Raw genomic sequence first — 21,368 nt, forward strand, 5'->3', positions numbered from 1 at the left:
CCGGTAGGTGGTGGGCCGACCGACGGCAACACGGCAACGGGGGGCGGACACATGACCACAGTGGTCTTCACTCACGGCACAGGTGTGCGTGAACCACATCTCACCACCTTGCTGGCACAGGTCGCCTCGGGGCTTGCGACAACAGTGCCCGACGCGCACCTGGTCGCCTACCGCTGGGGTGAACAGTACGGGGCCAGGCTCGCCGCAGGCGGCGTCAGCATCCCGGAGGGACCCGGCACCGGGACCGGCCGGAGCGCCGAAGGCCCCGACGAGCAGGGTGACGAGGCCGAGGAGTGGGCCCGGCTCTACGGGGACCCCCTGGCGGAACTGGCGCAGGCGGCGGCAGGTGTGAGCGCAGGCGTCACACCGCCCGGCGCGGCTTTTCCGGATGAACGCCCCAGGGCCCTCCTCCTCGACCTGGCCGCACACGGTGAACCCCGGGCAGAGCTGCTCGGGCCCGGCTTTCCGGAGGCGGCGGCCGGGCTCGCGCGAAATCCCCTGCTCCCGCCCGCTGCCGAGGCCCTGGACCCGGAGACGTTGGCGTGGGTGCTGGCCCGCGCGTTGACCGCCACCGTCATCGCTGCCGCCGTCGAAGCCGACAGCCCCGTGCAGGGTGACGGGGACGCCCGGGACGCCGCCGTCGCGGAGGTCGCCCGGCGCCTCGGCGCCGTTCCGGCGGGCACAGGCCGCGGCCCACTGCTCCGCATGGCCGGTAAGCCGTTCGTACGCCTCGGCTCCCGATACGCCGTGCGGCGGCGCCGTGCCCTCACCGACGCCGCCCATCCGGCTGCCGGCGACATCCTCAAGTACCTGGCCAGGGGCGAGGACATGCGTCATGGGCTGCGGGATCTCGTCATGCGGCAGGAGCCGCCCGTGGTCCTGCTCGGCCACAGCCTCGGCGGCATCATCTCCCTCGACACCCTGATATCGGGCCCGCTGCCCCGCGTGGAGCTGCTGGTCACCGTCGGTTCGCAGGGTCCCTTCCTGTACGAGATGGGCGCGCTGCCCGCGCTGGTCCACCCGGATCCGCTGCCTGCCCATGTCCCGCCGTGGCTGAATCTCTACGACCGCCGTGATCTGCTCGGCCACGCGGCGGAGCCACTCTTCCCCGGCAGGGCCCAGGACGTCGCCACCGACAGCCGACAGCCCTTTCCCGTCGCGCACAGCGCCTACTGGACCGATCCGACCGTCTACCGTGCGATCGGGGAGCGCCTGCCATGATCCGGGGACCTGTCGCACCCGACCGAGTCGTCGCCCTGGTCATCGGAATCGAGCAGTACGCGGCCGGCCCGGACTGGAACCTTCCCGGACCGGTACGGGACGCACTGCGCTTCCGTGACTGGCTGCTGGCCCGCGGTGTCCCGGACACCAACATCCTGCTCCATCTCGCACCGCTGTCCGGCGCCGACCCGGGAGTTCCGTACCGGCCGGCCGACCACGACACGCTGAGGCGCGCCTTCGTCACCGACATCCCTGCCCGCAGCGGTGACGCCCTGTGGGTGTGGTGGGGCGGTCACGGCGTGCTGGACACGGACGAACACCTGCGGCTCTACTGCGCCGACGCCACCGTGCCCGACCGGCGCAACATCGATGTGGAATCTGCCCGCGGCACACTCAGGAGCGATGCGGTGACGGGCCTCGGGTGGCAGATGTGGATGATCGACGCCTGTCAGACCTTCGACGAGCGGCACAACTTCCCGCACTCGCTGCCCGGTGAGCAGCTTCCCGCCGGGCATCGGATCCAGGCGCACGAGCAGATCCTGATGTTCGCGGCCGGCCGGGGACAGCGGGCGGCCAACGATCCGGAGCGTCGGCTCGGAGTGTTCTCGGACATCGTTCTTCGCGAGCTCCCCGCTGATCCGCTGCCGGATCCCGACCCTCTCTTCGAGGGCGTACAGGCAAGGATGAACGCTCTGAGGGCGGCGGGTCACACCGATCAACTACCCAGCCTCTTCCTGCACCGGCCGGGACGGACCGAGAACAGCCCGTGGAACCCACCGGCCGCGCCCGGACCCGCTGCCACATCGCCGGGCCGGCTGCTCGCCCGGCTCATCGAGTCCCTGCTGGCGTATCCGCTGATGAGCGACCGTGACGCACGCCAGGCACTGGTCAACGAGTTGCCGGCCGCCGTCGTCGCGCGGATGCCGCGGCACACGATGCCACGTACGGATGTGATCGGGATCGTACGGACCATCCGGGCACAGCCGGACAAGCTGTGGGAGCTGTACGACGCGGTGACACTGCTCGACGACGAACCCGGCCGGGCCGTCGAACTGAAGGCAGCCGTCAGGGACTTCATTGCCGGACCCGGGCCGGGAACGTGATCAACTGGCGTGATCACATGGGTTTCGGGAAGGGGTCTCAATCGTCATGATGGAGTAAACGATGGCATCCTGTGCCACCGCTCGCGAAGGGGGAGCGCGCCTTGTACCAGCCGGTACCCGCCGACGGCACATCCGATCACCTTGAGTCCGACCTCATGGATCTGGCCTCCGTGCGCGTCGCCGATCTGCTGCGCCTTGCTGCCCCACCTGCGGGTCCGCGGCTGCTTGAAGAGCTACGGCGTGCTCGCGTCAACGCCATGGGCAACCCCGAACCAGGTCGGGCCGAATAGCTACCAGGGCCAGGAGAATCAGTCCACGACAGGAGCGATGTGTACGCCCCGATCCGTATGCCCGGCCGGTTGTTCGACGAGCTCGCCGCAGGTGGCGGCTCGCGCGAGGCTGTCGCATTCCTGGTCCGCGGGGAACGCACCCGCCGTCTCCTGCTGTTGCGTGAGCTCCTCAATCTGTTCGAATCGGATCCCGGCGTCCTCGGCCCGCTGGACGCCGGCACGGTCTGGCCCACGCTGGAGGCCGCCGCCGCGCAGGCGCCGGAGCCGGTCGAGGCGCTGCTGCTGACCCCTCAGGTCGGCAGCTGGCTCGCCCACACCCTGCGCCGGCTGCACGGAACGGCATCCGGTCCGCCGCTGTGGGCCGACGCCGGACAGATCGCGGCCGTGGCCGCGACGGCGGCCGTACACGCGGGTACGGACGCCGCGTTGCTCCTGCCCGCCCGGGGCACGACCGTCAGCCTGCCCGCGCTGGGGATGATCCGGCTGCCGGGCCCGGAGAGCGAGGATTTCCACGCGGTACGAGCCGTGGTGTCAGGCGGAACGCTCACGCTCCGCGGCGCCTCCGGGCCGGAGGTCGTCGTACGCCCGGTCACCGAGCCGGAATCGGCACATTGGCTGCCGGTGCACAGGCTGGCCGTCGGGCCCGGAGCGCGTGCCGTGCAGCTGGACGACCTCGATCCGTACCGCGACCTGGACGAACCGATCGCCCCCGGCCGTCTCGCCCCCGAAGAAGTCCGCGCCTGGCGGGGCCTGTTCGACGACGCCGTGTCCCTTCTGCGCCGGGGCGGCACGGGCCCCGGCGGTCTGCGGCCCGAGGAGATCAGCCGGATCGTGCCCTGGCGCGCCAAGGACGGTGGAGATGACCTCCCGGTGCCGCCCGCCGGGCTGAGCGCCTCCACCGGTGACGCCTTCGCCTCCATGGTGATCGCGCGCCCCCACGACGGGCTCGCCCTCGCGGAAACCCTCGTCCATGAGTTCCAGCACAGCAAACTGGGCGCGCTGCTCCATCTCTTCCCCCTGCTCGACGACGACCGGTCCGCGCTCCACTACGCGCCGTGGCGCGCCGATCCACGCCACCTGACCGGCCTTCTCCACGGTGCGTACGCCTTCGTCGGCGTCACCGGATTCTGGCGGGAGCGGATCGGTGACACCGCCGCCGACCCGGACGGACGGGCGCCGTTCCTCTTCGCGCTGCGTCGGCTCCAGACCCGCATGGTGCTCCGCACGCTGGCCACGCGGGCGCAGCTCACCGTACCCGGGCGACGGCTCGTCACCCGGCTGTCCGAGACCGTCGACGACTGGCTGAGGGACGAGGTGGCACCGGCGACCGAAGCCCGGGCGCGAGCTTCGGCGGTCAGCCACCGGGTGGAATGGCGCCTGCGTAACCTGCGTTGCGGCGAGGACGAGCGGGACACGCTCATCAAGGCGCTGCGCTCGGGTGCCGACCCGGCGCCGGGTGGTGCAGCCGTGGTCACCCCGCCTTCGAGCGGTGGGTACTGGCAGGACAACCGCGGCCGGCTCTACATGCTGCGTGAGCCCAGGCCCGGTCCCGCGCCGACGGCCGACGAGTTGCTCGTGGCGGGTGACGCCGATGCGGCGCTCGCGAGGTACGCCGCACAGCTGTGCGGCCCCGGCCCCTTCGACCCGCACGCGCTGGCGGGCTGGCTGCTGGCGCACACCGCGCTGCACCCGCAGGACCGGCGATTGCTCGCCCGCCCCGAGCGGTTCGCGGCGCTGGTGGAAGCGGGCCGACCCGACAACTGGGTCGAGACCGCCCGATGGCTGGCCGCTCCGCCGTCCCCGCGCGACGGGTCCAGGGGCGGCTCCACCGTCGTTCCACGGTGAGGACGCGGTCCACTCCGGCCGACAGGGGCAGCCGTGCGGCGGATCACGGGGAGCTCGCCGGCCGACGCCGTGATCCTGATGGGTGCCCTGCGAGGTGCCGAGCGCGCCGACGTCGCCGTGTGCTACCGCGGCCTCAGAGTGAGGACGCGGTCCACGCCGGCCGTCAGGTCCAGCACGGTCACGGGAGTTCTGGCTGACGTCTCGGTGGGGTCGGGTGTCGCGCCATCGGTGAGGGTGAGCCCCTCGCCCGTACGCACATCGACACGGGCGTCACGGGTGGGGCGCAGGACGGCCGTGGCGTGACCGTCGTCGGTCCAGGACAGGTGCATGCGGGCGCCGAACCGGGTTCGTACACCGCACAGTTCGCCGGAGGGGTACGTGTCGGGAAACGCGGGCAGCAGGATCAGCCGGTCCGACGTGGACTGGACGAGCATCTCGATGACCACCGCGGGCAGCGCATGAGCGGCGTCCGCGTTGTAGACATTGCGGGACGGATAGTGCGAGCTCATCAGCGAGCGGTGGAAGAAGTCGCCCTCCAGCACGGCATTCAGCGCGTCCAGGACCCGCGCACCGTCCCGCAGCCGCGCAGCGATCAGCGCGTGGTGCAGATGGCCGTGGGCGGAGTCGTTCTCCGCACCGCGCAGTTCCAGTGCGCGGTGCGCGGCGTCCGCGAGCTCCGGCGTGTCGTACGGGTTGATCGCGGCCAGCGGCCACACCGGGTAGAGATGGCTGAGGTGACGGTGGTCGTACGTCTCCTGCAGGCCCGGCCACGCCCATTCGGCGAGCGCCCCGTCCTCGTTGACGCGGTACCGGGGGAGACGGTCGGCGAGGACGCGCCAGCGGGCGGCGGCCGGGTGGCCCGGGGAGCGGTCGGCGGCGGCGGTCAGGGCGTGGTGGGCCGCCGCGATATCCATGGTGGCGTTGACCGTTCCCCAGCTCGCGTTGGCCGGGCGGTTCTCCGGCGAGTACGAGGGGACGATGGTGAGGGTGCCGTCGGGGGCGTGGCGGGTGAGGAAGTCCTCGTAGAACTGGGCCGCTTCGGTGAGTGCTCCAGTCAGCCACGGGTCCGTGACGCCGGTGGTCTCGGCATGTTCCAGGAGCGGTTGCAGCAGCCAGTCCGCTCCCGCAGTCCACAGGTGATGCGGATAGGCGCGCTGGAAGTGGTAGTTGTGGCCGGACTCGCCGTCCGTGTGGGTCGGCGCGACGATCCCCCGGGTGCCGAAGATCGCGCGGGCGTTGTCCCGCCAGTCGGCCAGTTGGCCGCGGACCAGACCTTCATGGGCTTCCGACACCTCCGGCAGCCCTGCCGCGGCGGCCGAGGCGATCTGGAGGTTGAGATTGGCGTTGGTGGTGAACGCACCGGACCAGGCCGTGTTCCAGTCGCCCGTCCACAGGCCGGTCAGCCGGGGCGGGAGTGCTCCGGAGGCGGAGAGCAGATGGTAGCGGCCCGCCGCGAAGAGGCGCTCCAGGAGCGCGGGACTGTCGGGGCGGCGTATCAGCTTGCTCCCCGGCAGGGCGCGTTCGCCGGCGTCGGCGTGGAGGGTGAGAGCGGCGCGCTCGTAGGCGGTGCGGTGCAGCGGCCGGTGCCGGGCGAGCAGCGTCGCATAATCGGCGCACGGCAGCGCCGCCCATTCCTCGGCGAGGTCCAGGCTGCCCGCGTGGCGCCGCACCCGGGTCAGCAGGAGCAGACTTCGCGCGCCCTCGACGCGGATGCCCTCGCCCGACACCGTCACGGTGCCGCCGTCCGCCCGGGCCACGGTGACGCCGGTGAACGCGAGATCGCTGTCCGGGTAGCCCGCACGCAACGCCAACTGGGCGCCGTCGGATGTCAGTACGGTACTGCGGCCGATGGCGAGGCGCGGCGGCGCACCGGGCAGTGCGTGGTCCAGGGCCAGATCCACGACGAGCCCGAACCCGGTGATGTACTGGACGATGACGTCGTCGGCCCGCGAGACGAAGACACGGCTCCGCCAGTCCTCCTGCGAGGCGCGGATCTCCCCGGTGGCGAAGTCGACGGCGCGGCGGTAGCCGGCCGTCCCGATGGAGCTGGAGACCGAGGCAGGAGTGCGACGTACCCGGGTCTGGAACGCCGGGTGGAACGGCTGCACCCACAGCAACGGGTGGCCCGCTCCGAAATGCTCGGCCGCGGTGACGTCTCCGGCCAGGAGCGCGTCCTGGAGGCGTTCCAGCCGGTCGGCGAGCCGGGGCGGGCGGGCGTGTTCGCTGCCGTTGGGGCGGACCATGGTGTGGTGGTTGACGATGACCCGGTCATCATAAGGGTCCCCGTACACCATGGCGCCGTGCCGGCCGTTTCCGCTCAGGAAGGCGTCCTCCCAGCGGGCCGCGGGGCATGGTTCCCACGTACCGTCGCACTCCCGGGCTCCACCCTCCGTACCGTCGCTCATGGTGTGCTGCTTCGCAGCACGGCGACGCCGTAACGGCCCAGCTCCACAAGGCCGTCGACGTCCTCCCCGGTCAGGAGATCCACGTGTGGGCCGGGGACCGGCACGGTGACACTGCCCCGCCCGTGGTGCAGCAGGAACAGCAGCTCGCCGCGGCGCACCGCCTCCACATCCTCCGGCAGTCCGGCCAGCACCGGCCCGGCCCCCGCCTCTGCCGCCACCCGGCCGAGCAGGGCGCGCAGCGCCTCCGGTTCGGGCAGCGTCGACACGTAGTACGCGCGGCCCCTGCGCAGGACCGCGGGCAGCCCGTCCAGCTCGCCGCCACGGTACGCGGAGATGATCTCCGTACCCGGCTCCGCCTCCAGCTCCTCCGACCAGACACCTGCCCGGAAGCCGTCGCACTCCACCGTCGTGTCCGCGTCGAGCGGCCACCACTCGTGGAGCGTACGGATGCCGAACAGCTCGCGCAGCCGCTCGTCCATGCCGCCCGGCCTGATCCGGTCGTCCACGTCCGCGACCCCGCTGAAGAAGCCGCAGACCAGTGTCCCGCCGCCGCGCACATAGCCGACGAGGTTGTTGATCGCGGTGTCCGACAGCAGATAGAGCTGCGGCACGGCCACCATCCGGAACCGGCTCAAGTCGTCGTCCGGGCGGGCGAATTCGGTGGCGGTCCCGGTCTCCCACAGGGCGCGGTGCCAGCTCTGCACCAGTTCCGTGTAGTCGAGGAGCGCGGAGGGCCGCCCCTCCTGACCGCTCGCCCACCACGAGTCCCAGTCGTGCAGGACGGCCACCTCGCCGGGCACGTCCGTGCCGCTCACCGCCGCGCCGATCGTGGCGAGTTCGGCGCCGAGCTGCTTGATCTCCCGGAACGTACGGCCGTGCTCGCCGGCATGCGTGAGCATCCCGGAGTGGAACTTCTCCGAGCCCTGCCGGGACTGCCGCCACTGGAAGTAGCAGACGGCATCGGCGCCGCGCGCCACGGACTGCAGTGACCAGAGACGGTTCAGACCGGCCGGCTTCGGATGGTTGACACCTCGCCAGTTCACGGGTCCAGCGGCCTGTTCCATGAGCATCCACGGCCCGGCGGCCTGCGAGCGCGTCATGTCGGCGAGCATCGCGTTGTACTGACCGCCCTGCGGGTCCTTCGGGTCGGGGTAGATGTCGACGGAGACGATGTCCTCCTGCGCAGACCACGCCCAGGCGTCCTGGCCCGACCACAACGGCATGAAGTTGGTGGTCACCGGGATGTGCGGGGTGTGCCGGGCGACGATGTCCCGCTCGGCCGCGTAGCACTCCATCAGGGCGTCGGACGTGAACCGCTTGAAGTCCAGCACCTGCGTGGGGTTCTTCATGTACTGCGCCTTGCGCGGCGGCAGGATCTCCGTCCAGGTGTCGTAGCGCTGGCTCCAGAACGCCGTTCCCCACGCCTCGTTGAGCGCCTCGACGGTTCCGTAGCGGTCCTGCAGCCACCGGCGGAAGTGTGCGGCCGTCCCGTCGCACCAGCAGTGTGTGCAGTACTCGTTGTTGATGTGCCACACGGTGAGTGCCGGGTGGTCGGCGTACCGCGCCGCCAGGTCCTCGGTGACGGACGCCGCGTAACGGCGGTAGACCGGCGAACTCGCGCAGAAGTGCTGCCGCGATCCGTACCAGACGACCGAGCCGTCCTCGGCGCGCGGAAGTGTCTCCGGGTGCTTCACCCCCATCCACGGCGGCGGGGACGCGGTCGGTGTGGCGAGCACGACGCCGATGCCATGGGCGTGCATGAGATCCATCAGGCGGTCCAGCCACCCGAACTCGCGTGCACCCGGACGGGGTTCGATCCGCGCCCAGGAGAACACCCCGAGGGTGACGGAGTTGACCCCGGCCTCCTTCATCAGCCGTGCGTCGTCCTCCCACACCTCCTCGGGCCACTGTTCGGGGTTGTAGTCGCCGCCGAAGAGAATGCGGCCACGGGTTGCGTCACGCAGGGACGGCATGGAGTTCTCGTTCCTCATTCAGGGTCTGCGTACTGGATGCCACGGCCGTTGGTGCCCAGGTGGACACGGCCGTGGACGCGGGGGTCGCCGGTGATCGCTTCGCCGGTCCAGCCCCACTGGTGGCTGGTCGTCGATCCGGACCCAGGTGGTCCCCGACGGGGCGTGGGCGCGGACGAAGCGCGCATGGCGGACACCTTCCGGTGGAGGAAAGGAGAGCGGGAGAGAGGGGGCGCGGTGAGAAGAGGGTGTGCGCTGCGGATCAGCCCTTCACGGCGCCCGTGAGCATGCCCTTCTGGAAGTGCTTCTGGACGAACGGCGACAGCACCGCGACCGGGATCAGCGCCAGCACCATGACCGCCATCTGCACGGCGAGACTGTTGATCTGACCGCTGCTGACCGCCGCGCCCATGGCGCCCGGCGGAACCTGGTGCTGCAGGACGAGCTGGCGCAGGATCATCTGCAGCGGATACTTCTCGCTGTCCTGGATGTACAGCATCGCGTTGAACCACTGGCTCCAGTAGCCGACCGCGTAGAAGAGCGAGATCACCGCGATGACCGCACGGGACAGCGGCATGATGATCTGCAGCAGGATCCGCCACTCGCCGGCGCCGTCGATCCGGGCCGCGTCGATCAGTTCGGGCGCGGTGTCCATGAAGAAACCGCGCAGCACCAGGATGTTGAAGACGCTGATCGCGCTGGGCAGGATCATCGACCAGTAGCTGTTGCTCAGGCCGATGCCGGTGACCAGCAGATAGGTCGGGATGAGTCCGGCGCCGAAGAACATCGTCGCCATCAGCGTCATCAGCAGTTTGCCGTGGGCGAAGGAGTCCCGTCGGCTCAGTCCGTACGCGCACAGCACCGAGATGACCATGCTGAACGCCGTACCGACGACAGTCAGGCCGACGCTCACCAGGGCGGCTCGGGTGACGGCACCGCCGCTGAGCAGTTCCTTGTACGCGACGAAGGTGATGGCCCTGGGCCAGACGACCAGGCCACCCGCGTCGTTGATCGTCTTGGTGTCGGAGAGGCTGGTGACGATCACCACCCACAGGGGCACGAGCACGATCGCGCAGATCGCGACGAGACCGAAGCCCTTGAAGGCGAGACCGGTCCTGGTGGGCTCCTCCTCCCACACGGGGCGTGGCTCGATCCGCAGTGCGCGCTGGAGCGGAGACTCCGTGGGGCCCGTGGAGGGCTGCTCCGTCCGGTTCCTGTCCTTGTCCGTTTCCAGGAGAGTCGTCATTTCTTGGAGTACACCCCCTGCTCGCCCAGCATGTGGGCGACCTTGTTGGCACCCAGCACCATGGCGACGCTGAACAGTCCCTTGAAGATTCCGGCGGCGGCCGCGTAGCCGAAGTCGCCGGTCTTGATGCCCGTCCACCAGATGTAGGTGTCGAGGATTTCGGAGGCGCCCGGCCCGACCTGGTCGCGCTGGAGCAGGATCTGCTCGAAGTCGAGATTGAGCGCACTGCCGACCCGCAGGACGAGCAGCAGCGCGATGACCGGGCGCAGCGCGGGCAGCGTGACATGCCACATGCGGCGCCAGCGCCCCGCACCGTCGACGGCCGCCGCCTCGTACAGATCGGTGTTGACGGCGGCGAGTGCGGCGAGGAAGACGATCACGCCCCACCCGGCGTCCTTCCATACGGCCTGTGCCGTGACCAGGAACTTGAAGAAGCTCGCACTGGTCATCAGATCGAAGCCCTCATGACCGTGTTCCCGCAGCCACTGCGCGACCAGGCCGGCCCCGCCGAACATCTGCTGGAAGACGGTGACGACGAGCACCCAGGAGAAGAAGTGCGGCAGATAGACGACGGCCTGTACCCAGGCCCGCACCCGCGCACTCATGATCGTGTTGAGCAGCAGGGCGATGGCGATCGGGATGGGGAAGAAGAGGATCAGCTGGGTCAGGAAGATGACCAGTGTGTTGATGAGGACTTGCCAGAAGCGGTAGTCCTCGAAGATCCGGGCGAAGTTGTCGAAGCCGACGAAGGGGCTGCCGGTGATGCCCAGGTCGTACACGTCGTAGTCCTGGAAGGCCACGATGTTCCCGAGCAGCGGGATGTAATTGAAGATCAGCAGCAGTGCGATGGCGGGCAGCGTCATCAGGACCAGCGTGCGGTCCCGGCGCAGGCGCAGGCGCCAGGTGGTGCCGCCGGCCGCCGGTGGGGTCTTCGCCGGGCGTTTGCTTGTCCTGCCGCCGCTACTCGCTCTGCCGTCCCTGCCGGTGCTGTCCCCGCTGTCGCTGTCGCCGATCGGGTCAGTCGGCCGGTCGGCCGCGCGGTCCCTCTCGGTCGCAACCGTGGCCCGTGGCTTCACCGTGTGCTCCCCATGTCGTGCCCTCCGCCGTGGCCGCCGGGCGTCCCTGCGCCCGGCGGCCGTCTCGCTGCCTTACGTACGTACGGGTCCGTGTCCGCCGTACGGGTCAGTTGCCGGAGCCGTTCTTGTCGAGAATGTCCTGGTACCAGTCGCGCAGCTTGTCGCCGCCGCTGTTCTTCCACGTCGTCACTGCGGCGTCGACGTCACCGACCTTCTTGCGGCCGCGCCGGATGTCCTTCTGCAGGTCGTCGAAGGGCGTGTAGAGGGAGGCGTACCGCTGCGGTTCGACGATCTGCATGCCGAAGAAGAGCGGCTTCTTGACGTTCGGGGCCTGTCGGGCCATCCAGCCGGCGTAGTCCTTCACCAGCTGCGGCTCGTCCGGGAACGCGACGGTGTGCGGGGGCGACGCGAGGAACATGAAGGTGGAGGGCTGGGCCTCCTGGACTCCTTGTGGCGTGAAGGTCGGCACCCCGTCCTTGACCGTGTAGTGGGTGTCCTGCACGCCGTAGTTGGTGAGCATGAACTCCTCGGTGCCGTACGGCGCCGCGGCGTAGTCGGCGACGGCGAGGATCTCCTCGATCTTCGCCTTCGGCAGCTTCTTGCTGAGGAAGGTGAAGATGCCTGCGGGGTCGTCCTGCCACAGGACCGGCTTTCCGCCGTCGTGGTTGAAGAAGTCCAGTGCCTGCATGTCGAACTTCGGGTTGGCGGTGGCCTGCTCGGTGACCATGCCCTTCCAGCCGCCGGTGCCGTCGTTGTACATCAGGACGCGTCCGCCGGTGAAGCGGATCTTGGAGTCGGCGTCCTTGCCCGCCTCGGCGTCGGGGTGGACGTAACCGCCCTCGTGCAGCTTGCGGGCGAAGGCGAGCGCCTCCCGGTACTCCTGCGTCTCGATCTTGTGGACGAGCTTGCCGTTCTCCAACTTCCAGTAGTGCGGGGCGTCGGGCAGCAGCCCGAAGATCTTCTGGATGCAGGTCCACAGGTCGTCGAAGGCCCAGACCTTCTTCTTCGCGTCCGTGTACTCCTTGCCGAAGGCCAGCAGATCGTCGGCGCTCGCCGGCACGGCTCCGGAGCCGACCAGATCCTTGCGGTAGAAGATCGCGTTGCCGAGGATCGGGGACGGCATGGGCAGACCGCGGAGCTTGCCGCCGAAGACGGAGTACTGCCAGGCGCCGGTCGGGATGTTCGCCAGGTTCGGGTACTTCTTGATCGCGTCACCGGCGAGGTACGGGCTCAGGTCGGCGAACTTGGCGACGATCGCGTTGCGGATCTGGCCCTGCATGTTCCAGCCGGGGATGGTCACGACGTCCGGGATGTCCGAACCGGCGAGCACGGCGCCGATCTTGTCCTGGTACGTGTTGCCGTCCTGCGGGTCGAAGTTCAGCGTCGCGCCGACGGCCTTGTTCACGGCCGTGTAGTACGGGTTGTTCTTCTTCGGGACGGTGCCCCACAGCGGGGTCATGATCCGGAACGCCGAACCTTTGCCCGGCACGGACTTCACCGATGCGACCAGCGGGTCGGGCAGCTTGGTGAAGCCGGGGCTCGAACCGTTGACGCTTGCCACGTCGGGCTGGACCAGGTTCGACGGGATGTGGTCCGGCAGGACCTTCTTGAGTGCCTTGCCCGTCGTCGTACCGTCCTTGCTCCCGGAACCGGCGCCGCCGCCGCACGCGGCGAGCAACGGTACCCCGCCGGCCACGGCGACCGCGGCGACGGCACCGGAGGCGAGGAAGCTTCTCCGGCTCGGGGCGGTGGAGGCGGGGGAGGAATTCGGCGTCATTGCGTCAACCCTTCGAGGCGCACCAGGACGACACGCGGCGGGCGACCGCCGTTCGGCTCCTGTGTCTGAGGTGAGGCGTTACTGGCTGGGCCGGGGGGACCGGCGGAACCGGCTGAACCTGCCCAGGTGAAGCGGTTCAACAAGGAGGTGGCAGAGCATGTCACCATCCGGGGGAATCGAAGGTGACAGGCATTCCATCGAGGCTCTGTCGAAATTCTGTCGAAGCGCTTCGATGTTGCAGTGAGGTTAAGTGAAGCGCTCCGGCCGCACAAGAGTCGGTTTCCAGATTCCCCCGACCTGTTTCCGAACAGTTTCCCGGCGCCGCGGGGCTCGGTTGCGGACAACTGGCGGAGGTGCACCCTTGACACCTGTGGGGTTGGGAACGGAGCATCGAAGCGCTTCGAAAGATCTTCCGACGCCTGGACAGATCCCCTCGAAGCCCGGCCACCTCTTTCCTGGCACGGACATCGAAAGACCTCCCACCTTTCCAAGGGGACCCGCACGTGACGGAACAACCGCAGCCCTTCCGCGACCCGCAGTTGCCCTTCGCCCAGCGCATCGACGATCTGCTTCGGCGGCTCACCCTCGACGAGCGGATCGCGATGCTGCACCAGTTCGCGCCCGCGGTGGACCGGCTTGGGATCGGCGCCTTCCGTACGGGCCAGGAAGCCCTGCACGGCGTGGCCTGGATGGGGCCCGCGACCGTCTTCCCCCAAGCCGTCGGACTGGGTGCCACCTGGAACGACGAGCTGGTGCGCCGGGTCGGCGAGGCCGTCGGCAACGAGGTCCGCGCCAAGCGCGCCAAGGACGACCGGGTCGGCCTCAACGTCTGGGCCCCGACAGTGAATCTGCTGCGCCACCCCCTCTGGGGGCGCGGTGAGGAGGGATATGCGGAGGACACCGCGCTGACCTCCGCCATCGCCGTCGCGTACACCCGGGGGCTGCGCGGCGACCACCCGCACTACTGGCGGACCGCCCCCGTCCTCAAGCACTGGCTCGCGCACAACAACGAGACCGACCGTGACATCACCTCCTCGTCGGTCCGCCCCCGGGTCCTGCACGAGTACGACCTCCGGGCGTTCCGCGACGCCGTGCAGGCGGGCGCGGTGGCCGGGGTCATGCCCGCGTACAACCTGGTCAACGGGCGGCCCAACCATGTCTCGCCGCTCCTGTCCCAGCAGCTGCGGAGCTGGACCGAGCAGTCCCTCGTGGTCTGCTCCGACGCCGGGGCGCCGTCCAACCTGGTCGACTCCGAGCACTACTTCGACACCCACGAAGAGGCCACGGCCGCCGCGCTGAAGGCCGGGGTCGACAGCTTCACCGACCACGGCCAGGAATCCGCCGTCATGACCGGCCGCATCCGCGGTGCGCTGGAGCAGGGGCTCCTCGACGAGCACGACATCGACACCGCGGTCCGCCGGCTCCTGGAGCTGCGCTTCTCGCTCGGGGAGTTCGACCCCGGGCTCGACCAGTACGCGGACACCACCGCCTTCGACACGGCCGAGCACCGGGCGCTCGCCCAGGAGGCCGCCGAACAGGCTGTCGTCCTGCTGAAGAACGACGGACTGCTGCCGCTCGACCCCGAGGAGAGGGGAACGGTCGCCGTCGTCGGCCTGCTCGCGGACGCCTGCAAGCTCGATTGGTACAGCGGCACACTGATCCACCGCTCCACCCCGCTCGACGGGATCCGGGCCCGGTTCGGCGCGGACCGGGTCACCTTCGCAGAGGGCGCCGACCTGGTCCGTCTGAAGTGCGCGGCGGGCTGGCTGCAGATCCCCGAGACCGACGACGGCGACAGCGCCGACCGGGGCGCGGAGGGCGCCCTCGACCCGGCACTCCTGGCCGGCCGCACCGACCTGCCCCCGCTGACCTGCGGCGACACCCCGTCCGAGCTGGCGCTCGTCGACTGGGGCAACGGCGTCATCACCCTGCGGGACCCCGCGGGCCGCTATCTGTCGGTCGCCGAGGACGGTTACGTACGCGCGTCCGCGGACGAGCCGGGCGGCTGGATCGTCCAGGAGACTTTCCGCCGGGAAGAGGTGGAAGGGCACGTCGGAGGTCACCGCCTTCTGCACATCGGAACGGGTAGGTATGTCTCCGTTGCCGCCGACGGCGTAAAGGTTGCCGACGCGGACGAGGAAATTTCCGGCGATACCGCGGCGGGGGCCGCCACCGTCTTCGAGATCGAGGTGATCGAGCACGGTGAGGACACCGTGGCCCGCGCGGCAGCCGCGGCCGACACCGTGATCGTCGTCGTCGGCAACGACGCCCACATCAACGGCCGCGAGACCGAGGACCGCACCACCCTCGACCTGCCCGCCCAGCAGGAACGCCTGTGGCGCGCCGCGCACGCCGCGAACCCGCGCACGGTCCTGGCGGTCACCTCCGCCTACCCGTACGCACTCACCGACGCCGCGGCCGTGCTTCCCGCTCTGCTCTGGACGGCCCACGGCGGGCAGGCCGCCGGGACCGCGCTCGCCCGGATCCTCGCCGGCGACGTCTCCCCGGCCGGCCGACTGCCGCAGACCTGGTACACCTCCGACGCCGAGCTGCCCGGCCTGCTGGACTACGACATCATCGGCTCCCGGCAGACGTACCTGTACTACGAGGGGACACCTCTCTTCCCGTTCGGCCACGGGCTGTCGTACGCCGCGTTCACCTACTCCGGCGCGGAAGCGGAGCTCGACGGCGACCTGCTGCGGGTGTCGCTGACCGTCACCAACACGGGCACCGTCGCCGCCGACGAGGTCGCCCAGCTCTACGTACGGGCCGTGGCACCGTCCGTCGTCCGGCCGCTGCGGCAGCTCGTCGGACACCGCCGCCTGCACCTGGCGCCCGGCGCCGGGCAGCGCGTGGACTTCACGGTTTCGGTGACCGAGCTCGGCCACTGGGATGTGGCGCACGGCCGCTGGACCGTCGAACCCGGCACGTACGAGATCCAGGCCGGAGCCTCCAGCACGGACATCAGGCTCACCGCCGTCGTCACGGTCGGCGGCGAACCGTCCGGCCCGCGCCCCGTCCTGCACCGGGGTCTCGAAGCCGCCGACTACGACGAGCAGCTCGCCACCGAGATCGTCGACCGTGCCAAGACGGACGGCGACGCCGTCACCGCCACCGCGCCCGGGAACGAACTCCTCTACCGTCGCTGTGACTTCGCGGCCGGAATCCGCGTCGTCGCCGTGTCCGCGGCGGGGGAGGGCGCCGTGGAGGTCACGGTCGACGGCCGCACCACGGACATCGACATCCCCGCCACCGAAGGGCCGTACGACTACCGCGCCCATGAAGCGCCGCTGACGGCCTCCGGTGTCCTGGACGTGCGCGTCACCCTGCGCGGCACCGTGCGCCTTGCCGGGCTCACCTTCATCGGAGCCACCGAGTGACCTCGCCCGCCCGCCGAACCCCCGCCACTTCCCCTCCAGTTGCCCCCGGCAAGGAGTCCTCATGAAGTTCACCGACGGCTTCTGGCTCATGCGTGAGGGCGTCCGCGCCTGCTACGCGACCGAGATTCGCGATCTGCGCGTCACCGCCGACCGGTTCACCGCCTACGCGGCGGTCAAGCACGTCGCCCAGCGCGGCGACACTCTCAACACCCCGCTGATCACCGTCGACTGCTTCGCTCCGGCGGAAGGGATCATCGGCGTACGCACCACTCATCATGCGGGCAAGGTCAACCACGGGCCGGACTTCGAGTTCCCCGGACTCGACCCCGCGACCGCCGCCGCCCGCACCCGCCGGGACGGCGCCGTCACCGAACTGACCAGCGGCCCGCTGACCCTGCGCATGGACGGCGACGGACCGTGGGGCATGACCTTCCTCGACTCCGGGGGCCGCCGCCTCACCGCGGTCGACGCCAAGGGCACCGCCTTCGCCACCACTCCAGACGGCGCGCACCACATGATCGCCCAACTCGCCCTGGATGTCGGCGAGAACGTCTACGGGCTCGGCGAGCGCTTCACCCCGTACGTCAAGAACGGCCAGACCGTCGACATCTGGCAGGCGGACGGCGGCACCAGCAGCGAGCAGGCGTACAAGAACATCCCGTTCTACCTCTCCTCGCGCGGCTACGGCGTCTTCGTCAACCACCCCGGCAAGGTGTCGTTCGAGATCGGCTCGGAGTCGGTCGGCCAGGTGCAGTTCAGCGTCGAGGACCAGTCGCTGGAGTACTACGTCGTGGCCGGCCCGACCCCCAAGGACATCCTTGCCCGCTACACCGCACTGACCGGCCGGCCCGCGCTGCCCCCGGCCTGGTCGTTCGGCCTGTGGCTGACGACTTCGTTCTGCACCTCGTACGACGAGGAGACCGTCACCTCGTTCGTCGACGGAATGGCCGAGCGCGACATTCCGCTGTCGGTCTTCCACTTCGACTGCTTCTGGATGCGCGAGTACCAGTGGTCGGACTTCCAGTGGGACCCGGATGTCTTCCCCGACCCGGAGGCCATGCTGGCCAGGCTCAAGGAACGCGGCCTGCGCATCAGCATGTGGATCAATCCGTACATCGCTCAGAAGTCGGCGCTGTTCGCGGAGGGCGCCCAGCACGGATATCTGGTGCGACGGCCGAACGGCGACGTCTGGCAGTGGGATCTGTGGCAGCCCGGCATGGCCCTCGTCGACTTCACCAATCCGGCCGCCCGGGAGTGGTACAACGCCAAACTGCGTGTCCTCCTGGACCAGGGCGTGGACTGCTTCAAGACGGACTTCGGAGAGCGGGTGCCGACGGACGTGGTCTGGTACGACGGTTCCGACCCTGAGCGGATGCACAACTACTACGCCCAGATCTACAACCGCACCGTCTTCGAACTCCTGGAGAAGGAGCGCGGGCACGGCGAAGCGGTGCTCTTCGCCCGCTCGGCGACGGCGGGCGGCCAGCAGTTCCCGGTCCACTGGGGCGGCGACTGCTTCGCCTCGTTCACCGCGATGGCCGAGTCGCTCCGCGGCGGCCTCTCCCTGTCCCTGTCCGGGTTCGGCTTCTGGAGCCACGACATCGGCGGCTTCGAAGGCACGCCCGACCCGGCGGTCTTCAAACGCTGGCTCGCCTTCGGACTGCTCTCCTCGCACAGCCGCCTGCACGGCAATGTGTCGTACCGGGTGCCGTGGGCGTTCGGCGACGAGGCCGTGGACGTGGCCCGGAAGTTCACCCTCCTCAAGCACCGCCTCATGCCGTACCTGTACGGGGTCGCGGCCGAGGCCCACCGCACCGGCATCCCGGTGATGCGTCCGATGTTGCTGGAATTCCCCGGCGACCCCACGACCCGGATGCTGGACCGCCAGTACATGCTCGGCCCGGACCTGCTGGTGGCCCCGGTCTTCACGGAGGACGGCCAGGTCGAGTACTACGTCCCCGAAGGCACCTGGACCCACCTGCTGACCGGCGAGACGGTCACCGGACCCGTCTGGCGCCACGAGACACACGGTTTCGACAGCCTGCCGATCCTGGTCCGCCCCGGCGCCGTGCTCCCGTGGGGCGCGGACGACCAGCGCCCGGACGGCGACTGGCTGGACGGACTGACGCTGCGCGTGTTCGGCCCGGCGTCGGCGACGACCGTTACGCCGGTCACGGTGCCGGACCTGGCAGGCGTCCCGGCGGCGACCTTCCACGTCGCACGGGACGCGGACACGCTGTGCGTCACGGCCGACGGAACGGACCGGCCGTACCGCGTGATCGTGGAGGAGAGCGGGGCGACGGGGGAGGGGACGGTGAGGGTGACCGTGACGGGCTGATCCCCTCGGCAGAGGCCCGTCCGCAGCCCGGCGCACCGGGCCGCCGAACGGGCCTTCTGCGCCGACCGGTTCAAGCGGGCGAGCGATATCGCTCCGACCGCGAACGTCACCGGTGTCAGCGCGCCGACCGTCATCGCGAAGCCGCAGCCACCGCCGGGGAAGGTGTCACGCGCCCATCGCCAGAGCCTCGCGCCGCCGAAGGTGGCCCCCATCGCCGGGACGACGATGCCGAGGACGACAGCTGTCATGCAGGCGCAACCGTAGGCGGCGTCCCGGCGGCGCCCTGACGGAGCCGTGGCCGTACGCGGTGTGCGCGCCGGGCATGTCGGCGAACCGGCCGCGGCCCTGCGGCGGCGCGGCCTGACCGATCCGCTCATGATGCCGGCCCTCCGCGGCCCGGCAGGACGCCGAAGCCGGTCGCGTACTGCTCGCGATCTCGCAACTCGGTCGCCGTCCCTGCGAGGGGCTCGTCACTGGGTGAACCGCGGCAGCCACTTGGCCTGATAGTCGGGGTGGCCGGCATCCTCCGCCGCCATCTGCCGGACGACGAATCCGAGCCCGACCGCGCGGCCCGAGGGGAAGTCGTGGTGGGGGCGGTCGACGTCCAGGGCGGCGACCTCCTCGTACTCGTCCAGGAGCACTCTGCTCGTCTCGATGCGGCGGAGTGTGCGCGCGGGATCCTGAAGGGCGATGTGGTCGTCGTAGCCATGCGTCCGCAGGCTGAACGCGATGGCGCTGGTCCGGTCGTGGACCTCGCCCGGCGTCTCGGCGGGGCACCGCCAACTCGCGCCGCCGGCTGCTCGCGCGACTTGTTCCTCCTCGGCCAGGCGGGCCCGGACAAAGGCCACCATGTCGGAGTTGTCAGTCATCGGGTTCCGCATCCTCCACAGTCGGGTACGGCCCCGGACCGGCAAGATCACTCGCCGCTCCGGGGCCGCGCTGTTCGTTCAGCACGAGGATGCCGTACGGCGGAAGCCGAGGGCACATCGCGCCCGCGCGTGTTCCGTCATACGGATATGCTCTCCGCCGAGTTACCGCGCCCGCACGGTGGCCAGCACGTCCCGGTCGGGCTGCAGGGTCAGCGTCGGCACGGGGTTGACGTCACCCGGGTCCACGTCCAGTTCGAACCGGCGCGCGAGCACCGCCAGGATCAGCACCGCCTCGACCATCGCGAACCGCGTACCGAGGCAGACCCGGGGTCCGCCACCGAACGGGAACCAGGCGTACTCCGCGATGTCGTCGCCGTTGTCGGCGTCCCAGCGCTCCGGGCGGAACGCATCGGGCTCCGGGAACCACCGCTCGTCGCGGTGCGTCGCCCACTGGCTGCTCCACACCCTCGTTCCCTTCGGCATGTCCACGCCGCCGATCCGGGCCCCGTCCTTCGCGACTCCGGTCACCAGCCAGATCGTCGGGTACAGGCGCAGCGTCTCCTTCACCACCGCCTGGGTGTACGTCAGCCGCGCGTAGTCGTCGAACTCCGGCTCCCGTTCGCCGAGGACACGGTCCAGCTCCTCGGTGAGCGCCGTGCGCGTCCGCGGATTGCGCGACAGCAGGTACCACGCCCACACCAGCGTGGAACTGGTCGTCTCGTGCCCGCCGATGTACAGGGTGACGGTCTCGTCGCGGATCTCCTGGTCGGTGAGGTGCGCGCCGGTCTCGTCCACCGCGGTCAGCAGCCGGCTCAGCAGGTCGGGGCGCTCGTCGTCGCCGTCGCGGTGCCGGGCCACGACGCGGCCCACCTCGGCGTCGATGACCGCGGCGGCCTTCTTGATCCGGGCTCGGCCGGGCGTCGGCACCCAGTCGGGGAGCAGGGCGCCGATGCCGCTGAACTCCTTGCCGATCTCCTGCTGGGCGACATCCATCGCCCGGCCCATCGCCTCGGCGTCCGCCGGGGTGTCCACCCCGAAGATGGTGCGGACCGCGATCTTCTGCGTCAGTGCGGCCATCTCCCGCTTGATGTCGATGCGTTCACCACCGGACCAGGTGTCCGCGAGCTCCACCGTGCTGCCCGCCATCGTCGCCGCGTACGACCGCACCTGCTTCGGCCGTACCGACGGCTGGACCAGGGACCGCTTCCGCCGCCAGTCCGGACCACGCGCGACCACCACGCCGTTGCCCATCACGGTACGGAACGCGATGCCCAGCGCCGGCTGGTCGAAGGTCCGCTCCGTCTCGGTGAGCAGCTCGCCTATGCACTCCGGATCGGCTATGAACACACAGGGGTTGGGGCCGAAGCGCCACCGCACCATGTCCCCGTACCCGCGCAGCCGCTCGAAGAACTCCAGTGGGTTCTTCCCGAACTGCGGCAGATTCCCGAGGAACGGCAGCCCCTTCGGGCCCGGTACGGGCACGTGGCCGCGCGATTCGGCATCGGCGGCCGGGCCGGTCTCCGTGGACATGAAAGATCTCCGCTCCCTGGTGGCGCACCGGTGTCCGGTACGCGGCGACGTGGCTCGACTCCGGAGGGCCGCAGGGCCGGTGACCCCATCGGCCTTGTGGAGTACGTGAGTTGTCGAGGATATCCGGGTCTCGTTACGGGAGTTGGTCGGTCGGGACGGTGCCGCGGACCGGGATCCTGCCCGCTCTCCCGTCCACGTGAGGGGAGAGGGGCGATTCCTCAGCGGTCGCCGGTCCTCGCGGCCCCGCATGATCCGGCCTGTTCGGCGGACGGCTCGGCCACGGGAAACGCCGCGGCGCCCCGCCCCACAGGTGTGGGG

Annotated in this window: 12 protein-coding genes; 5 read left to right on the plus strand and 7 right to left on the minus strand. The window is 70.2% G+C overall.

Annotated elements, in window-relative coordinates; genetic code table 11:
- The first annotated feature begins 51 nt into the window (after nt 1-51).
- The 3 genes from ACFU6I_RS32425 (at nt 52) to ACFU6I_RS32435 (ending at nt 4,459) form a co-directional block, all read left to right on the plus strand.
- The gene (locus tag ACFU6I_RS32425; RefSeq protein ID WP_384373100.1) at nt 52-1,221 is read left to right on the plus strand and encodes a hypothetical protein; all 1,170 of its coding nucleotides are present in this window, start codon (nt 52-54) and stop codon (nt 1,219-1,221) included.
- The gene (locus ACFU6I_RS32430; RefSeq protein WP_384373102.1) at nt 1,218-2,324 is read left to right on the plus strand and encodes a caspase family protein; all 1,107 of its coding nucleotides are present in this window, start codon (nt 1,218-1,220) and stop codon (nt 2,322-2,324) included. The genes ACFU6I_RS32425 and ACFU6I_RS32430 overlap by 4 nt, the downstream gene beginning before the upstream one ends.
- Nucleotides 2,325-2,653: 329 nt before the next feature.
- The gene (locus tag ACFU6I_RS32435; RefSeq protein WP_384373104.1) at nt 2,654-4,459 is read left to right on the plus strand and encodes an HEXXH motif domain-containing protein; all 1,806 of its coding nucleotides are present in this window, start codon (nt 2,654-2,656) and stop codon (nt 4,457-4,459) included.
- A gap of 122 nt (nt 4,460-4,581) precedes the next feature.
- On the opposite strand, the gene ACFU6I_RS32440 is transcribed toward ACFU6I_RS32435, so the two are convergent.
- From ACFU6I_RS32440 to ACFU6I_RS32460, 5 genes are all read right to left on the minus strand, one after another.
- Nucleotides 4,582-6,864 carry a glycoside hydrolase N-terminal domain-containing protein gene (locus ACFU6I_RS32440; RefSeq protein WP_384373106.1) on the minus strand — a complete coding sequence of 761 codons (2,283 nt, stop codon included), beginning with the start codon at nt 6,862-6,864 and terminating at the stop codon, nt 4,582-4,584.
- Nucleotides 6,861-8,837, minus strand: coding sequence for a beta-galactosidase (locus ACFU6I_RS32445; RefSeq protein WP_384373123.1), 1,977 nt, complete (start codon nt 8,835-8,837; stop codon nt 6,861-6,863). Before ACFU6I_RS32445 ends, ACFU6I_RS32440 begins: the two co-directional genes overlap by 4 nt.
- A 259-nt stretch (nt 8,838-9,096) precedes the next feature.
- Complete coding sequence (locus ACFU6I_RS32450) at nt 9,097-10,080, minus strand: carbohydrate ABC transporter permease (RefSeq protein WP_384373108.1); 984 nt, start codon at nt 10,078-10,080, stop codon at nt 9,097-9,099.
- On the minus strand, nt 10,077-11,156 hold the full coding sequence (locus tag ACFU6I_RS32455) for an ABC transporter permease (protein ID WP_384373110.1): 1,080 nt from the start codon (nt 11,154-11,156) through the stop codon (nt 10,077-10,079). Before ACFU6I_RS32455 ends, ACFU6I_RS32450 begins: the two co-directional genes overlap by 4 nt.
- A gap of 106 nt (nt 11,157-11,262) precedes the next feature.
- Nucleotides 11,263-12,933 carry an extracellular solute-binding protein gene (locus ACFU6I_RS32460; RefSeq protein ID WP_384373112.1) on the minus strand — a complete coding sequence of 557 codons (1,671 nt, stop codon included), beginning with the start codon at nt 12,931-12,933 and terminating at the stop codon, nt 11,263-11,265.
- A gap of 503 nt (nt 12,934-13,436) precedes the next feature.
- On the opposite strand from ACFU6I_RS32460, the gene ACFU6I_RS32465 reads away from it, so the two are divergent.
- The gene (locus ACFU6I_RS32465; RefSeq protein WP_384373114.1) at nt 13,437-16,313 is read left to right on the plus strand and encodes a glycoside hydrolase family 3 C-terminal domain-containing protein; all 2,877 of its coding nucleotides are present in this window, start codon (nt 13,437-13,439) and stop codon (nt 16,311-16,313) included.
- A gap of 61 nt (nt 16,314-16,374) precedes the next feature.
- A complete protein-coding gene (yicI, locus tag ACFU6I_RS32470) occupies nt 16,375-18,651 on the plus strand; it encodes an alpha-xylosidase (protein ID WP_384373116.1) in 2,277 nt (758 codons plus the stop codon).
- Between the two features lie 470 nt (nt 18,652-19,121).
- On the opposite strand, the gene ACFU6I_RS32475 is transcribed toward yicI, so the two are convergent.
- Nucleotides 19,122-19,520: a DUF6221 family protein gene (locus ACFU6I_RS32475; protein WP_345511083.1), complete on the minus strand. Its 399-nt coding sequence runs from the start codon at nt 19,518-19,520 to the stop codon at nt 19,122-19,124.
- Nucleotides 19,521-19,682: 162 nt separating this feature from the next.
- A complete protein-coding gene (locus ACFU6I_RS32480; protein WP_384373119.1) occupies nt 19,683-21,050 on the minus strand; it encodes a cytochrome P450 in 1,368 nt (455 codons plus the stop codon).
- Nucleotides 21,051-21,368 lie beyond the last annotated feature (318 nt).

Origin of the sequence: Streptomyces sp. NPDC057486, from assembly GCF_042802415.1 — a bacterium.
GTDB lineage: Bacteria > Actinomycetota > Actinomycetes > Streptomycetales > Streptomycetaceae > Streptomyces > Streptomyces yanii.